This window comes from Mesorhizobium sp. A623 (assembly GCF_054489405.1).
Genome location: NZ_JBTMXB010000025.1, coordinates 25,560 through 40,824, shown reverse-complemented (window position 1 = coordinate 40,824; position 15,265 = coordinate 25,560). Strand labels below are relative to the sequence as shown.

Below are 15,265 nucleotides of genomic sequence, written 5' to 3'. Positions count from 1 at the left end.
GGGCCGGCATTTCCGGCGCGCCCTGCCCCCTGCCCTGTCGCCGTCGCTTCCGGTGAACCCACGCGCCGCTCCGCTCGCATCGCAAGACGGCAGGCTGCCACGGCGATACACTCGATGTCTCGGACCAGGCGGAACCGGGCATGGACCAGACGGCACCGAATTGACGCTAAAGGCCTCATATGGCATGATCGTCTGTGCCTTGCGGGGAACAAGTGAGCGAGCCGGAGCCTCTTTATTCGTCACAGCATCTTTCGACCGCTTCCCTGTCGGCGGCGGACAGGTTGCCGATGTGGCGCGAGGTGTTCGGGCAGACAATGGTTCGCCTCGACATCGAGCCAGCGAAAGGCCAGCCGTTCCATGCCGAAGGCACGCTCTGCGCGCTGCCGGGCGCCGCCCTCGCATCGGTGACGACCACCCCCGTTTGCGTATCGCGCACGCGCCGGTTGATCGCCGACGACAGCATCGACATGCTCTTTCTCATCACCGCCAACGCGCCGCTCCACATTGCCCAGGGCGGCAAGGAGCAGAGGCTCGACGCCGGCGATGCGCTGTTCCTGCGCGGCGGCGAATGCAGCGTCATCCACTCGAAACAGAAGACGCGGTTCACCAACATCGCTATCCCCGTGGACAGCCTGACGCCGCTGCTGCCGGGGGGCGAAGACCTGTCGATGACTGTGGTGTCGAGGCGAAACGAGACGCTGCGCCTGCTGCTCGGCTATGTCGACCTGTTGCAGACATGGCAACGGGCGGCTCCGTCAGATGTCGGCCAGATCGCGGCCGGTCATGTTCGCGATCTCATGGCGGCGATGGCGGCCACCATGCCGGATGTCGCGGCGGCCGGCGAACGGGGCGGCATCCGCGCCGCCCGGCTTGGCGCGATCAGGTCCGACATCGAAATGCAGCTATGCGATCCGGGCCTTTCGATCCAGCGGATCGCGGCGAGCAACCGGATATCGCCGCGCTACATCCGAAGGCTGTTCCAGGACGAGGGCACGACGTTTTCCGATTTCGTCCTCGGCCGGCGGCTGGAACATGCCTATCGCCTGCTGCTGCGCCAGACGCCACCGGCAACGACGATCGGCGCCATCGCCTATGCCTGCGGCTTTTGCGACCTGTCCTATTTCAACCGCACCTTTCGCTGCCGCTTCGGCATGACTCCGAGCGATATCCGTAACGGCACCGGTTAGAGCGTCGTGCGCCTCCGCGCCAGCTTCACCCATGGGCCTGCGTGAAAGGCGCACATCAGCAGGTACATCGTGGCCATTCCGTTCAGTGGCGATCCGTGTGCGGCCGCGCAGATCATCCCGGCCGGGTCGCCGCCCGGAAGGCTGACCATGAGCGCCATGATGGCGAAGGTCGGCGCTGCCGCCAGAGCCAGCCAAAGCGCCAGCCAATCGGCCGTCCCTGGCGAGGCGGCGGGCCGGCGGGCCGGCTGCCCGCCTGTTTCGCCCGAACCGCCGCAACAGGCGTGGCTCATGGCTTCGCACCCGTCTCTTTGTTTCTAAACGCCGCCTCGCCGGCATCCGACACTTCGGCCCACTTCTTGTCGGGTTCTGCCTCTGCGGCGTAATTGTCGTGCCAGTTCCACCATTTGTAGGTCGGGGTCTGCGGATAGCCCTGCGGCGAGTTTTCCCAGACCTCCTGCCGGCCAAGCGGCGTCAGGTCGAGATAGCTCCAGACCGTCCCCATCGCCTCGTCGCCGCGGTTGTTGATGAAGTAGGTGCGCAAAATCCGGTCGCCCTCCCGGATGAACACGTTGTGGCCGTGCCACTCGTCCACACCGAAATCGGCGTCAAAACTGTCGGTGATGGTGTACCAGGGCATGTCCCAGCCCATCCTGGCCTTCAGGCGCACAATGTCGGCCTGCGGCGCGCGCGAGGCGTAGACCAGCGTGGTGTCGCGGGCGTTCAGATGGGCGAGATGGCCGACCTGGTCGGCTCCCAGCGAGCAACCCCGGCAGGCGTGGTCGGGCCAGCCGAACACGCCCGGCTCGAAGAAGGCGCGGTAGACGACCAACTGACGCCTGCCGTCGAACAGGTCGAGCAGGTCGAGCAGGCTGGCCTTGCCCGCCGGTCCCTCGAACGCGTAGGGTTTCTCAACGGTCATCCACGGCATGCGCCGGCGCTCGGCAGCCAGCGCATCGCGGGCGCGGGTCTGGGCCTTTTCCTTCACGAGCAGTTTTTCGCGGGCTTCTTCCCACGCCTGCGGCGACACCACCGGCGGCGTTTGCATGGCAGGCTGTCCGGTAGTTTTTCCATTTTCGGCTGATCTGGTCATGGCTTTTGAAATCTCCTAGTTTTCACGAATTGCGTTGGACAGGGGTAGCTTGGCACCGGAAACCGAAGGGCGGGAGTAACAAGTGTGACGGGATTGCGATGGACTCGCTGATTACCGCTGCCGCGCAGGCTCTGGCCGTCGGGGACCCGCTCGGCGCGTTGAAGCGGGTGGCCTTGCGCGACGATGCACCGGCGTTGGCGTTGCGCGGCATCGCGATGGCGCAACTCGGCGATCTCGGCCGGGCCAAGGATCTTCTCAGACAGGCCGGGCGCGCGTTCGGCCCGACGGATTCGATCCAGCGGGCGCGGTGCGTGGTGGCCGAAGCCGAGATCGCCCTCGTCTCGCGCGACCTTACCTGGCCCACCAAGGCGCTCGACGCGGCGCGGCTGGTGCTTGAACGACGCGGCGACCGGCTCAATGCCGCGCACGCCGGCTGCCTCGCGGCCCGCCGCCTGCTGCTGATCGGGCATCTCGAAGAGGCTGAATCCCTGCTCGCCAAAATCGATCCCGCACCGTTCCCGCCCGCCTTGAGAGCCGGCTACGAGCTTGCGGCGGCAGGCATTGCGATCCGGCGCGTGCAGACGGCAAAGGCGCGCGCTGCGCTTGCCACGGCCGCGCACGCGGCGCGGGCCGCCGGCATCCCCGCCTTGCAGGCGGAGGTGGCAAGCGTCTCGCTCTTGATGACGCAACCGGCGGCGCGGGCCATCGCGCGTGGGCAGGAGCGGTTTCTCCTGCTGGAAGAGGTCGAGGCGCTGCTGGCTTCGGATGCGCTGGTCATGGACGCCTGCCGAAACGTCGCAAGGCGCGCCGGAACGACGGTCTCGCTGGCGACCCGGCCGGTCCTGTTTGCCTTGGCGCGGGCGCTGGCCGAAGGGTGGCCAAGCGACGTGGCCAGGGATGTGCTCATCAGGCGCGCGTTTCGGGCAAGGCATGCCGATGAATCGCATCGCGCCCGGCTTCGGGTGGAGATCGGGCGGCTGCGTGCGGAACTTGGCGCTCTGGCGCAGGTGAATGCGACCGACCGGGGCTTCATCCTGTCACCGTGCGGCGCGAGCGAGGTGGTCGTGCTGGCGCCGAACACCGAAGAACAGCATGCAAGCGTCCTTGCCTTGCTTGGCGATGGCGAGGCCTGGTCGAGCACGACGCTTTCGATTGCGCTCGCCATCAGCCCGCGCAGCGTGCAGCGGGCGCTCGAGCAGCTTTCGGCTATAGGCAAGGTGCAGTCCTTCGGGCGGGGCCGCGCGCGCCGCTGGATGACGCCGCCCGTTCCCGGTTTCCCGACAACATTGTTGCTCCCCGGTCCGCTGCCAAGCGGCTAGAATAGGGGATGACGATCACGACCCAGGGGTATGACAGATGAAACCTTCGCGTGCTGAAGTCGTTCAGGAGTACGGTCCTTTTCCAGAGGTCGATCAGGTGGGCGGCGTCACCTTCGATGGCCGTCACGTCTGGTTTGCATCTGGCGACAGGCTGAACGCGCTGGACCCGGTCAGCGGCAAGATCGAACGCAGCATCGATATCGCCGCGCATGCGGGAACGGCCTTCGACGGCCGATATCTGTTTCAGATTGCCGAGGACCGCATCCACAAGATCGACCCGGAAACCGGGGCCATCCTTTCCAGCATCCCCGCGCCCGGAAACGGCGGCGATTCGGGCCTCGCCTGGGCCGAAGGGACGCTATGGGTCGGGCAGCATCGCGGCCGCAAGATCCACCAGATCGACCCGGAGACGGGCGCGGTCCTGCGCACGATCGAGTCCAATCGGTTCGTCACCGGGGTTAGCTGGGTGGACGGAGAACTCTGGCACGCCACCTGGGAAGGGGACGAGAGCGACATGCGCCGGATCGATCCTGAAACCGGGGAAGTTCTCGAAAAGCACATCATGCCGCCGGATGTGGGGGTATCGGGGCTGGAGTCCGACGGGGGCGACCGGTTCTTCTGCGGCGGTGGCGGCAGCGGAAAGATAAGGGTGGTCCGTCGTCGGACGTGACCTGCTGCTCTTAAGCCGGTCCAATCAGGCTGACTGCTCCGAATAAAGCTTGGAAAATACAGGCAGGAAGGTTGCGCCGCTCTTCGCCAGGAAATCCTGGAAGGCGGCGATGGCGGGCGTGATGACCCGGTCGTCGCGAACGACCGAAAACCACTGCCGGCGGATCGGCAGCCCGACGACATCCAGCACGGCAAGACGGCCAGCGCCCACTTCCGAAGCGATCGTGTGGGCCGATATGAAGGCAACGCCAAGACCCGCCATGACCGATTGCTTGATGGTCTCGTTGGAATCCATCTGCAGGTTTGTCTCGTCCAGCCGTGCGGGCGTGTCTGCGAAAAAGCGCTCGAAGGAGATGCGTGTGCCGGAGCCGGGCTCGCGCACGATGAAGTGTTCGGCGGCGATCCGCGTTCGGGTAATGTCATGCACCGCCACCAGCGGGTGGTCCGGTGCTGCGACGATGACGAGCGGATGGTCGCCGAAGGCATGGGCATTGACCGCCACGTCGCGCGGCGGCCGCCCCATCACGGCGACGTCGATGGCGCGCCGCTTCAGGCTCGCGATCGTCTCGGCCCTGTTGCCGACCACCAACTGGATGTCGATGTCGGGAAAGGCGCGCATGAACCCGGCCATGAGCTGCGGCGCGAAATACTTGGCCGTGGAGACGACCCCGAGAATGAGGCTGCCGCGGCGCACGCCCGCAATGGCGTCGATCTGCTCCTGAAGCAGGCGCAGCCGCTCTTCGATGGCCAGGGCCGCCTCGACGAACGCCTGTCCTGCGTCAGTGGGACGCATCCCGTGCGAGGTGCGCTCGAACAAGGCCAATGCCACGACTTCCTCGACCTGCTGGAGCTGAAGGGTAACCGCCGGGCCGGTAAGGCCTAACATCTTGGCTGCATTGACGATTCGCCCTTGCTGATGAATGGCGGCAATGGTCCGGAGGTGGCGCAGGGTAACGTTTCGCATTCCCCATAGTAAGCATTTCTTATCGCGGATGTAAGGGGATTAAAGTTTACTCACCGGGCGATTCAATGCCTTCTTTTGTCAACGCCGCCCCCGAAAAGGCTCCGGCGCACCGAGGGAGGATCAAATGCAAGGGTCGACACTGGAAGCTTTCCTGGCATCGCACGTTACAGCGACCGGCCGTCTTGATGTTGCGGATGTGATCAAGGCGCTCAGCAGTGCCGCCCTCAAGGTCAGCAAGGAAATCGAACTCGGTCCCCTGGGCCATGCCTTCGCCGACGCACGCGGCACCATCAATGCGGATGGCGACGCCCAGCGCCAACTGGATGTCCATGCCGACGAGATTTTTCTGGAAGCCGTGCGCCACACGCCGGTGGCGCTGTTTGCTTCGGAAGAACAGGACGCTCCCATCGTACTCGATCGCAACGCGTCGCTGGCGCTGGCGATCGACCCGCTGGACGGTTCCTCGAACATCGACGCCAATGTCTCCATCGGCACCATTTTCTCGCTCCTCCCTGCGGCCTCTGGGGCGGCCGAGACGCCGGCCGCCCCCTTTTTCCAGCCTGGCCGAAATCAGATTGCGGCGGGATTTTTCATCTACGGCCCGCAACTGGCGCTGGTGCTCACTCTGTGCAGCGGCACCCATGGCTTCATTTACTCGCCCCGCATGGGCACGTTCATCCAGACGCAGGAAAGCATCTCCCTTAGCCGCGAAACCGGGGAATTTTCCATCAATGCTTCGAATTACCGGCATTGGGAAGAGTCCGTCCGGCTCTATATCGACGACTGCCTGAAGGGAGAGGACGGTTCGCGCCGGGCCGATTTCAACATGCGCTGGATCGCCTCGCTGGTTGCCGAAACCTATCGGATCCTGATGCGCGGCGGCGTCTTCTTATACCCGCGCGATGCGCGCGAGGGCTATGGCAACGGCCGTCTGCGCCTGGTCTACGAAGCCAACCCGATCGCCTTGCTTATCGAACAGGCCGGGGGGAGTGCTACCGATTCCGTCGACCGAATTCTCGATATCGTGCCCGCTGACCTGCACCAGCGCGTGCCCCTGGTCTTCGGCTCCGCCGGCGAAGTCGAACTCATTTCCCGCTACCACACCGGGCCGAGTTGCATCGGCGAACGAGCCCCCCTGTTCGGCACCCGCGGCCTGTTCCGCGCCTGAGGTCAGCCAATGTCCGCAAAGCATCCCATCATCTCGATCACCGGTTCGTCAGGCGCTGGCACCACGTCGGTCAAGCGCATCTTCGAGCAGATTTTCCGGCGCGAAAAGATCGAAGCCGCCTTCATCGAAGGCGACGCCTTCCACCGCTACGACCGCGCCGCGATGAAGACGAAGGTCGCGCAGGAGGAGAAGAAGGGCAACCCCAACTTCACCCATTTCAACGTCGAGGCCAACGAACTGGAGACGCTGCAGGAGGTCTTCGAGGAATATGGCCGCCGGGGAACCGGCCGCACCCGTACCTATGTGCATGACGAGGAAGAGGCGAAGCTCTATTCGACGCCGCCCGGTAAGTTCTCCGAATGGCGGAATTTTCCGCCGAGCGACCTGCTTTTCTACGAGGGCCTGCACGGCTGCGTGCAGAGCGAAACGGTCGATCTCGCAAAATACTGCGATCTCAAGATCGGGGTCGTTCCGGTCATCAATTTGGAGTGGATCCAGAAAATCCACCGGGATCGCTCAAGCCGGGGCTATTCGACGGAGGCGGTCATGGACGTGATCCTGCGCCGCATGCCGGACTATGTGCGCTACATCGTTCCGCAGTTCGCGCTTACCGACATCAATTTCCAGCGCGTGCCCATCGTCGATACATCGAACCCGTTCATCGCGCGCTGGATACCCACGGCCGACGAATCGATGCTGGTCATCCGCTTTGCCAACCCCCGCGGCATCGACTTTCCCTACCTGCTGTCGATGATCCACGACAGCTTCATGTCGCGGCCGAATTCCATCGTCGTGCCGGGCAACAAGCTCGACCTGGCCATGCAACTCATTTTGACGCCGCTCATCCTGCAACGGATCGAGCGCAAGCATCGCGCGCCCTGAGGAGACCTGTCATGAACATCACAGCGGGCAAGATCGCCGCCACCACCACCACCGAACGCGAAATGGCCAACGCCATCCGCGCTTTGGCGATGGACGCCGTGCAGAAGGCCAATTCCGGTCACCCCGGCATGCCGATGGGCATGGCCGACGTTGCAACCGTGCTGTTCGGGCGTTTCATCAAGCTCGATCCGGTGCGGCCCGACTGGCCCGACCGCGACCGCTTCGTCCTGTCGGCCGGCCACGGCTCGATGCTGCAATACGCGCTGCATCACCTTATCGGCTACGCCGACATGCCGGCCGAGCAGCTGCAGAAGTTCCGCCAGTTGGGCAGCCGCACCGCAGGCCACCCGGAACATGGCCATGCGCTGGGCATCGAGACGACCACCGGGCCGCTTGGCCAGGGCATCGCCACGGCGGTCGGCATGGCGTTGGCCGAGCGCATGGCGAATGCGCGCTACGGTGACGGTCTCGTCGACCACTTCACCTATGTCATCGCCGGCGACGGTTGCCTGCAGGAAGGCATCAGCCACGAGGCCATCGACCTCGCCGGCCATCTGCAACTTGCCCGCCTCATCGTGCTGTGGGACGACAACCGCATCTCCATCGACGGACCGACCTCGCTTTCGACCTCGATGGACCAGCAGGCCCGTTTCACTGCTGCCGGCTGGCATGTGCAATCCGTCGACGGGTACGACCCGGAGGCCGTGGCGCATGCTATCGAGGCCGCGCGGATGGCGCAGCAGCCGTCGCTGATCGCCTGCCGGACCGTCATCGGCAAGGGTGCCCCTACTCTTCAGGGCTCCGAAAAGACGCATGGCGCACCGCTGGGCGACGCCGAAATCGCGGCAACGCGCGCAGCTCTTGGCTGGACGCATGCGCCCTTCGAGGTTCCGCAGGATATTCGCGCGGCATGGGCGCAGGTCGCCGCGCGCGGCAAGGCCTTGCGCCTTGCATGGCAGGAACGGCTTGCAGCGTCGGCCGAGCGCGATGCTTTCCTTGGGGCAGTTGCGGGTGAACTGCCGGCGACGGTGACGGCGGCGTTGCGCGCCTTCCGGCGCGAGCATTTCGACCAGGCAACCAAGGTCGCGACCCGCAAGGCGTCGGAAATGGCGCTCGGCGTAATCAATAATGCTACCGACCTCACCATTGGCGGATCAGCCGATTTGACCGGCTCGAACCTGACGCTCACCAAGGGCATGAGCACCGTTTCGCCCGGCGATTATGCCGGCCGCTACATCCATTACGGCATCCGCGAGCATGGCATGGCCGCCGCGATGAACGGTCTGGCGCTGCATGGCGGCTTCGTTCCCTATGGCGGCACCTTCCTGTGCTTTGCCGATTATGCCCGCGGCGCGATGCGGTTGTCGGCGCTGATGGGCCAGCGCGTCATCTATGTCATGACGCATGATTCCATCGGGCTTGGCGAAGATGGCCCGACCCATCAGCCGGTCGAGCATCTGGCGATGCTGAGGGCGACGCCAAATCTCAATCTGTTTCGCCCCGCCGACATCATCGAAACAGCCGAATGCTGGGAACTGGCGCTGAAAAGCACCAACCGCCCAAGCGTGCTGGTGCTGTCGCGCCAGAACCTGCCGATGCTGCGCCAGGCGCATGAGGATGAACTGCCTTCAGGCCGTGGCGCTTATGTGCTGCGCGAACCGGAGGGAGCGAGGCAGGTGACGCTGATCGCCACCGGCTCGGAAGTCGAGATCGCGGTGGCGGCGGCCGACCGGCTGGCTGAAGACGGCATTGCCGCCGCAATCGTTTCGATGCCCTGCTGGGAACTGTTCGAGGAGCAGAGCCCGGCCTATCGGGGCCAAGTGCTGGGGTCGGCACCGCGCATCGCCATCGAGGCGGCGGCCCGTCTCGGCTGGGATCGCTGGATCGGCGACAATGGCGTCTTCATCGGCATGACCGGCTTTGGCGCGAGCGCGCCCGCCCCCGACCTCTACCGGCATTTCAACATCACGCCGCAAGCCGTGGTCGAAGCTGCGCGCAAGCTCATCTGAAGGGAGTAAACATGGCAGTCCGAGTTGCAATCAACGGTTTCGGCCGCATCGGCCGCAACATCCTGCGCGCCATCCTGGAATCGGGCCGCACCGACATCGTCGTCGTGGCGGTCAACGATCTCGGCCCGATCGAGACCAATGCCCATCTGCTGCGCTACGACAGCGTGCATGGCCGCTTTCCGGGTACGGTGACGGTCAAGGGCGACACGCTCGAAATCGACGATCTGCCGCCGATCCGCGTGACGGCGCTGCGCAATCCGGCCGACCTGCCGCATGCCGAGCTTGACGTCGACATCGCGCTGGAATGCACCGGCATCTTCACCTCGAAGGAAAAGGCCCTGGCGCATGTGGCTGCCGGTGCGAAGCGGGTGCTTGTGTCTGCTCCAGCCGATGGCGCCGATCTCACCGTCGTCTACGGCGTCAATGACGACAAGATCACCAAGGACCACATCGTCGTTTCCAATGCCTCCTGCACCACCAATTGCCTCGGTCCTGTCGCCAAGGTGTTGAACGACGCCATCGGCATCGAGCGCGGCTTCATGACGACGATCCATTCCTACACCGGCGACCAGCCGACGCTGGATACGATGCACAAGGACCCTTATCGCGGCCGTGCCGCAGCCCTGTCGCAGATCCCGACCTCGACGGGGGCCGCCAAGGCCGTCGGCCTGGTGCTGCCTGAACTGAAGGGCAAGCTCGATGGTGTCGCCATCCGCGTGCCGACACCGAACGTCTCGGTGGTCGATTTCAAATTCGTGCCGTCGCGCCCGACCACGGTCGAGGAGGTCAACGAGGCGATGAAGGCCGCCGCCAAGGGCCGCCTGAAGGGTATCCTCTCCATCGTCGACGAGCCGCTGGTTTCCATCGATTTCAACCACAACCCGGCGTCGTCCTCCTTCGCGCTCGACCAGACCAAGGTCATCGAGGGAAGCCTCGTTCGGGTGATGTCCTGGTACGACAATGAATGGGGCTTTTCCAACCGCATGGCCGACACAGCTGCCGCCATCGGCCGCACGCTCGCCGGCAGCGCTGCCCCCGCCAAGATCAAAGAGGAGGCCTGACCATGGCTCGCATCACCCTTCGCCAATTACTCGACCATGCCGCTGAACAAAGCTACGGCGTCCCGGCTTTCAACATCAACAATATGGAACAGGGCCTGTCGATCATGGAGGCGGCGGCCGCCTGCGACGCCCCGGTCATCCTGCAAGCCTCGCGCGGCGCGCGCTCTTATGCCGGCGACATCATGCTGTCGAAAATGATGGATGCGCTTGCCGAAATGTATCCGCAGATCCCGCTTTGCGTGCATCAGGACCACGGCAATGACGAGGCCACCTGCCTGTCCGCCATCCGCCACGGCTTCACCTCGGTGATGATGGACGGTTCGCTCGAAGCCGACGCCAAGACCCCCGCCGACTATGACTACAATGTTGCCATAACGGCGCGGGTGGCAAAGATGGCCCATGCCGTCGGTGCATCGGTGGAAGGCGAACTCGGCGTTCTCGGCTCGCTCGAAACCGGCCAGGGCGAGGCCGAGGACGGCCATGGCGCGGAAGGCACGCTCAGCCAGGACCAGTTACTGACCGATCCGGACCAGGCAGTCGATTTCGTCGCCGCCACCAAAGTCGATGCGTTGGCGATAGCCTGCGGCACCTCGCACGGCGCCTACAAATTCACGCGCAAGCCGGATGGCGACATCCTGGCCATGCATGTGATCGAAGCCATCCACGCCAAGCTGCCGGGCACCCATCTGGTCATGCACGGCTCATCGTCGGTCCCGCAGGAATTGCAGGACGTGATCAACAAATATGGCGGCCAGATGCCCCAGACCTATGGTGTACCGGTCGAGGAAATCGAGCGCGGCATCCGCCACGGCGTGCGCAAGGTCAATATCGACACAGACTGCCGCATGGCGATCACCGGCCAGTTTCGCAAAATCGCAGCCGAAAACCCGACCGAATTCGACCCGCGCAAATTCCTGAAAGCCTCAATGGATGCGATGCGCACTTTGTGCCGCGACCGTTTTGAGCGTTTCGGCACGGCCGGCAACGCTTCGAAAATCAAGGTGATTTCACTCGACGACATGGCCAAGCGCTACGCCGCCGGCAAGCTCGACCCGCAGATCGCAACCGCCAGGGCCGCCTGACGACTGGACGCCCTTAAAAAACCGAAAGGAACAATGCCATGGCTACCAACTCGCAAACCGTGACGGGCGCCGATCGCTACAGATCCGGCGTTATGGAATACCGGAAGATGGGCTATTGGGAGCCCGACTACGAGCCGAAAGAGACCGACATCATCGTGGTTTTCCGCATCACCCCGCAGGATGGCGTGGACCCGATCGAGGCGGCCGCCGCCGTCGCCGGCGAATCCTCGACCGCGACCTGGACCGTGGTGTGGACCGACCGTTTGACGGCAACGGAAAAATACCGCGCCAAGGCTTACCGCGTCGATCCGGTGCCCAACGGGCCGGGGCAGTATTTCGCCTATATCGCTTACGATCTCGACCTGTTCGAACCCGGCTCGATCTCCAATTTGTCGGCGTCGATCATCGGCAACGTCTTCGGCTTCAAGCCGCTGAAGGCGCTTCGGCTGGAGGACATGCGCTTTCCTGTCGCCTATGTGAAGACCTTCCAGGGGCCGGCGACCGGCATCGTGGTCGAGCGCGAGCGGCTCGACAAGTTCGGCCGGCCGCTGCTCGGCGCGACCGTCAAGCCCAAGCTCGGCCTGTCGGGCCGCAATTATGGCCGCGTCGTCTATGAAGCGCTCAAGGGTGGCCTCGACTTCACCAAGGACGACGAGAACATCAACTCGCAGCCCTTCATGCATTGGCGCGAGCGCTTCCTCTACTGCATGGAGGCGGTCAACAAGGCGCAGGCCGAGACCGGCGAGATCAAGGGCACCTATCTCAACGTCACCGCCGCCACCATGGAAGACATGTATGAGCGCGCCGAATTCGCCAAGGACCTCGGCTCCAGCATCGTCATGATCGACCTGGTCATCGGCTACACGGCGATCCAGTCCATGGCCAAATGGGCGCGACGCAACGACATGATCCTGCATCTGCATCGCGCCGGTCACTCGACCTATACGCGCCAGAAAAACCATGGCGTCTCGTTTCGCGTTATCGCCAAATGGATGCGGCTTGCCGGTGTCGATCACATCCATGCCGGCACCGTCGTCGGCAAGCTGGAAGGCGATCCGGCAACGACCAAGGGCTACTACGACATCTGCCGCGAGGACTATAATCCGATGCAGTTGGAGAACGGCATCTTCTTCGACCAGCATTGGGCCTCGCTCAACAAGATGATGCCGGTGGCCTCGGGCGGCATTCATGCCGGCCAGATGCACCAGCTTCTCCATCTCTTGGGCGAAGACACCATCCTCCAGTTCGGCGGCGGCACGATCGGCCACCCGATGGGCATCGCAGCCGGCGCCACCGCCAACCGCGTCGCGCTCGAGGCCATGGTTCTCGCCCGCAACGAGGGCCGCGACTATTTGCGCGAAGGCACTGAAATCCTCGAAAATGCGGCCAAATCCTGCCTGCCGCTGAAGCAGGCGCTCGAAGTCTGGAAAGACGTCACCTTCAACTATGCATCGACCGATTCGCCGGACTTCGTTCCGGTGGCAACGGCAGCGGAATAAGGAGAACGAACATGCGCATTACCCAAGGAGCCTTTTCCTTCCTGCCGGACCTGACCGACGATCAGATCAGGGCGCAGGTGCAATACTGCATCGACAACAACTGGGCCGTCAGCCTCGAATTCACCGACGATCCGCATCCCCGCAATACCTATTGGGACATGTGGGGCCATCCGATGTTCGACAATCCGGACGCGGCCGCCCTCCTGCTGGAATTGAAGGATTGCCGCAAAGCCTATGGCGACCGGTACATTCGCGTCGTTGCCTTTGACTCAAGCCATGGCTGGGAATCGGTGAAACTGTCCTTCATCGTCAACCGGCCGGCCGAAGAACCCGGCTACCGGCTGGAGCGGCAGGAAGGGGTGGGCCGCCAGATCCGCTACACCACCAAAGCCTATGCCGCCGACAAGCCGGCAGGCAGCAGATACGCATGACGGCATTGCACCCTCACCGGCCTGCGTCGCGAGCCGGATGAGGGTGCAGACCTCCGCAAGATCATCCGCAAAACGCGAGTGACTGCGCATAACCCAAGCGAGAATTTCCATGGCCGCAACCGCTGAAATCGAACCCCAGATAGCTGAAATCCCGACGGCAATCGATCTGCGCGAAGAGTTCGAGAGTTCCGGCGTCAAGGAAGTGCTGGCCGAACTGGATCGCGATCTGGTCGGGCTGGCCCCGGTCAAGAAGCGTATCCGCGAGACGGCGGCGCTGCTGCTGGTCGAGCGCGCCCGCAAGCGCATGGGTCTGGCCCACGACACGCCGACGCTGCATATGAGCTTCACCGGTAATCCGGGCACCGGCAAGACGACGGTGGCGCTACGGATGGCCGACCTGCTGCATCGCCTCGGTTATATCCGCAAGGGCCATCTGGTGTCGGTCACGCGGGACGATCTCGTCGGCCAATATATCGGTCACACCGCGCCCAAGACCAAGGAAATCCTGAAGCGGGCCATGGGCGGCGTGCTGTTCATCGACGAAGCCTACTATCTGTTTCGGCCCGAAAACGAACGCGACTATGGGCAGGAGGCCATCGAGATCCTGCTTCAGGTCATGGAAAACCAGCGCGACGATCTTGTCGTCATCCTGGCCGGCTATACGGATCGGATGGACAGGTTTTTCGAAAGCAATCCGGGCTTTCGCTCGCGCATCGCCCATCATATCGACTTCCCCGATTATGGGGATGGCGAGCTGCTGCAGATCGCGACCAAGATGCTGGATCACCAGAACTACAAACTCGACGCGGCAGCGATCAACGCGCTCACCGACTATATAGAACGCCGGCGCGCCCAGCCGCATTTCGCCAATGCCCGCTCGATCCGCAATGCGCTGGACCGCGCCCGGCTCAGGCAGGCCAACCGCCTGTTCGAAAGCTCGAGGGGGCCACTTGACGCCAATGCGCTGTCGACGATTTCGGCCGAGGACATCACCGCCAGCCGGGTCTTCGCCATGAAGTCCGGGAAAGAAGGCAAATGACAGGGAAAACCATCATCGCGCCTTCGGTGCTTTCCGCCGATTTCTCGCGGCTCGGCGATGAAGTGGAGGCAATCGTGCGCGCCGGGGCGGACTGGATCCATCTCGACGTCATGGACGGCCATTTCGTGCCCAACATCACCTTCGGCCCGCCGGTCATCAAGGCGATCCGCGACCGCACCGACAAGGTCTTCGACTGCCATCTGATGATTGCGCCCACCGACCAGTATCTGGCGGCATTCGCCGATGCCGGCTGCGACATCATTACGGTACATGCCGAAGCCGGCCCGCATCTCGACCGGTCGCTGCAGGCTATCCGGAATCTCGGCAAGAAGGCCGGCGTGTCGCTCAATCCGTCGACGCCGGAAAGCGTGATCGAATATGTGCTCGACCGCCTCGACCTGGTGCTTTTGATGACGGTCAATCCCGGCTTCGGCGGCCAGGCCTTCATTCCGGCCGTGGTGGAAAAGGTAAAGCGCGTGAAAGCGCTGATCGGCAACCGGCCGATCGACATCGAGATCGACGGCGGCGTCACGCCTGAGACCGCGCCGCTGGTAAGTGCTGCCGGCGCCAATGTGCTGGTCGCCGGCTCGGCCGTGTTCAAGGGGGGCGCGGAAGCCGCCTACCGCGATAATATCGCCGCGATCAGGCGGGCGGCCGACGCCGCGAGCAACGCCTGAACGGCTTGCAATAGGCTCCGCCACATGCCCCATGCAGGGGCCGTTTTTCACATCCCATCCATGCCGGGCGGCCCAATCCCTTGGCCCCTGCCCTGCCAATAGCGCCGGTCGCGACCGACATGGCGTGGCTTGCTGTGCGCGCCGTCGCTGACAGGCTTCAATAGTCAGCCACCCGAGTGCCGTTGACA

The 15,265-nt window shown here is 63.9% G+C and carries 15 protein-coding genes; 12 read left to right on the top strand and 3 right to left on the bottom strand.

The genetic code is table 11. The features are described from left to right. Positions 1-212 precede the first annotated feature (212 nt). Complete coding sequence (locus tag ACX3P1_RS20545) at positions 213-1,187, top strand: AraC family transcriptional regulator (protein WP_459081459.1); 975 nt, start codon at positions 213-215, stop codon at positions 1,185-1,187. Here the strand turns inward: ACX3P1_RS20545 and ACX3P1_RS20540 are convergent. After that, a complete protein-coding gene (locus ACX3P1_RS20540) occupies positions 1,184-1,477 on the bottom strand; it encodes a hypothetical protein (RefSeq protein ID WP_459081458.1) in 294 nt (97 codons plus the stop codon). The genes ACX3P1_RS20545 and ACX3P1_RS20540 overlap by 4 nt on opposite strands. Next, on the bottom strand, positions 1,474-2,277 hold the full coding sequence (locus tag ACX3P1_RS20535) for a DUF899 domain-containing protein (RefSeq protein ID WP_459081457.1): 804 nt from the start codon (positions 2,275-2,277) through the stop codon (positions 1,474-1,476). Before ACX3P1_RS20535 ends, ACX3P1_RS20540 begins: the two co-directional genes overlap by 4 nt. 98 nt (positions 2,278-2,375) lie before the next feature. Between ACX3P1_RS20535 and ACX3P1_RS20530 the strand changes: the two genes are divergently transcribed. Both ACX3P1_RS20530 and ACX3P1_RS20525 read left to right on the top strand, forming a co-directional pair. Beyond that, positions 2,376-3,596: a helix-turn-helix domain-containing protein gene (locus ACX3P1_RS20530; RefSeq protein WP_459081456.1), complete on the top strand. Its 1,221-nt coding sequence runs from the start codon at positions 2,376-2,378 to the stop codon at positions 3,594-3,596. A 37-nt stretch (positions 3,597-3,633) separates the two neighbouring features. Beyond that, a complete protein-coding gene (locus tag ACX3P1_RS20525; RefSeq protein WP_459081454.1) occupies positions 3,634-4,266 on the top strand; it encodes a Vgb family protein in 633 nt (210 codons plus the stop codon). 24 nt (positions 4,267-4,290) lie between these two features. Here ACX3P1_RS20525 and ACX3P1_RS20520 read toward each other — a convergent pair whose 3' ends face one another. Next, complete coding sequence (locus ACX3P1_RS20520) at positions 4,291-5,229, bottom strand: LysR substrate-binding domain-containing protein (protein ID WP_459081453.1); 939 nt, start codon at positions 5,227-5,229, stop codon at positions 4,291-4,293. A 124-nt stretch (positions 5,230-5,353) separates the two neighbouring features. Here ACX3P1_RS20520 and ACX3P1_RS20515 point away from each other — a divergent pair, with 124 nt between their 5' ends. The 9 genes from ACX3P1_RS20515 to rpe all read left to right on the top strand — a co-directional run bounded on the left by ACX3P1_RS20515 (position 5,354) and on the right by rpe (position 15,077). Further along, entirely contained in the window at positions 5,354-6,397 is a 1,044-nt protein-coding gene (locus tag ACX3P1_RS20515; protein WP_459081452.1) for a class 1 fructose-bisphosphatase, read from the top strand. Between the two features lie 9 nt (positions 6,398-6,406). After that, complete coding sequence (locus tag ACX3P1_RS20510) at positions 6,407-7,279, top strand: phosphoribulokinase (protein ID WP_459081451.1); 873 nt, start codon at positions 6,407-6,409, stop codon at positions 7,277-7,279. Between the two features lie 11 nt (positions 7,280-7,290). After that, a complete protein-coding gene (gene tkt / locus ACX3P1_RS20505; protein WP_459081450.1) occupies positions 7,291-9,288 on the top strand; it encodes a transketolase in 1,998 nt (665 codons plus the stop codon). An 11-nt stretch (positions 9,289-9,299) separates the two neighbouring features. Continuing rightward, a complete protein-coding gene (gene gap / locus ACX3P1_RS20500) occupies positions 9,300-10,349 on the top strand; it encodes a type I glyceraldehyde-3-phosphate dehydrogenase (protein ID WP_459081449.1) in 1,050 nt (349 codons plus the stop codon). 2 nt (positions 10,350-10,351) lie between these two features. Next, complete coding sequence (gene fba, locus ACX3P1_RS20495) at positions 10,352-11,431, top strand: class II fructose-bisphosphate aldolase (protein ID WP_459081448.1); 1,080 nt, start codon at positions 10,352-10,354, stop codon at positions 11,429-11,431. Positions 11,432-11,469: 38 nt separating this feature from the next. Continuing rightward, the gene (locus ACX3P1_RS20490) at positions 11,470-12,930 is read left to right on the top strand and encodes a form I ribulose bisphosphate carboxylase large subunit (protein ID WP_459081447.1); all 1,461 of its coding nucleotides are present in this window, start codon (positions 11,470-11,472) and stop codon (positions 12,928-12,930) included. 11 nt (positions 12,931-12,941) lie between these two features. Next, positions 12,942-13,361: a ribulose bisphosphate carboxylase small subunit gene (locus tag ACX3P1_RS20485; protein ID WP_459081446.1), complete on the top strand. Its 420-nt coding sequence runs from the start codon at positions 12,942-12,944 to the stop codon at positions 13,359-13,361. Between the two features lie 109 nt (positions 13,362-13,470). Then, positions 13,471-14,400: a CbbX protein gene (gene cbbX / locus ACX3P1_RS20480; protein ID WP_459081445.1), complete on the top strand. Its 930-nt coding sequence runs from the start codon at positions 13,471-13,473 to the stop codon at positions 14,398-14,400. Continuing rightward, the gene (gene rpe, locus ACX3P1_RS20475; RefSeq protein WP_459081444.1) at positions 14,397-15,077 is read left to right on the top strand and encodes a ribulose-phosphate 3-epimerase; all 681 of its coding nucleotides are present in this window, start codon (positions 14,397-14,399) and stop codon (positions 15,075-15,077) included. The genes cbbX and rpe overlap by 4 nt, the downstream gene beginning before the upstream one ends. Positions 15,078-15,265 lie beyond the last annotated feature (188 nt).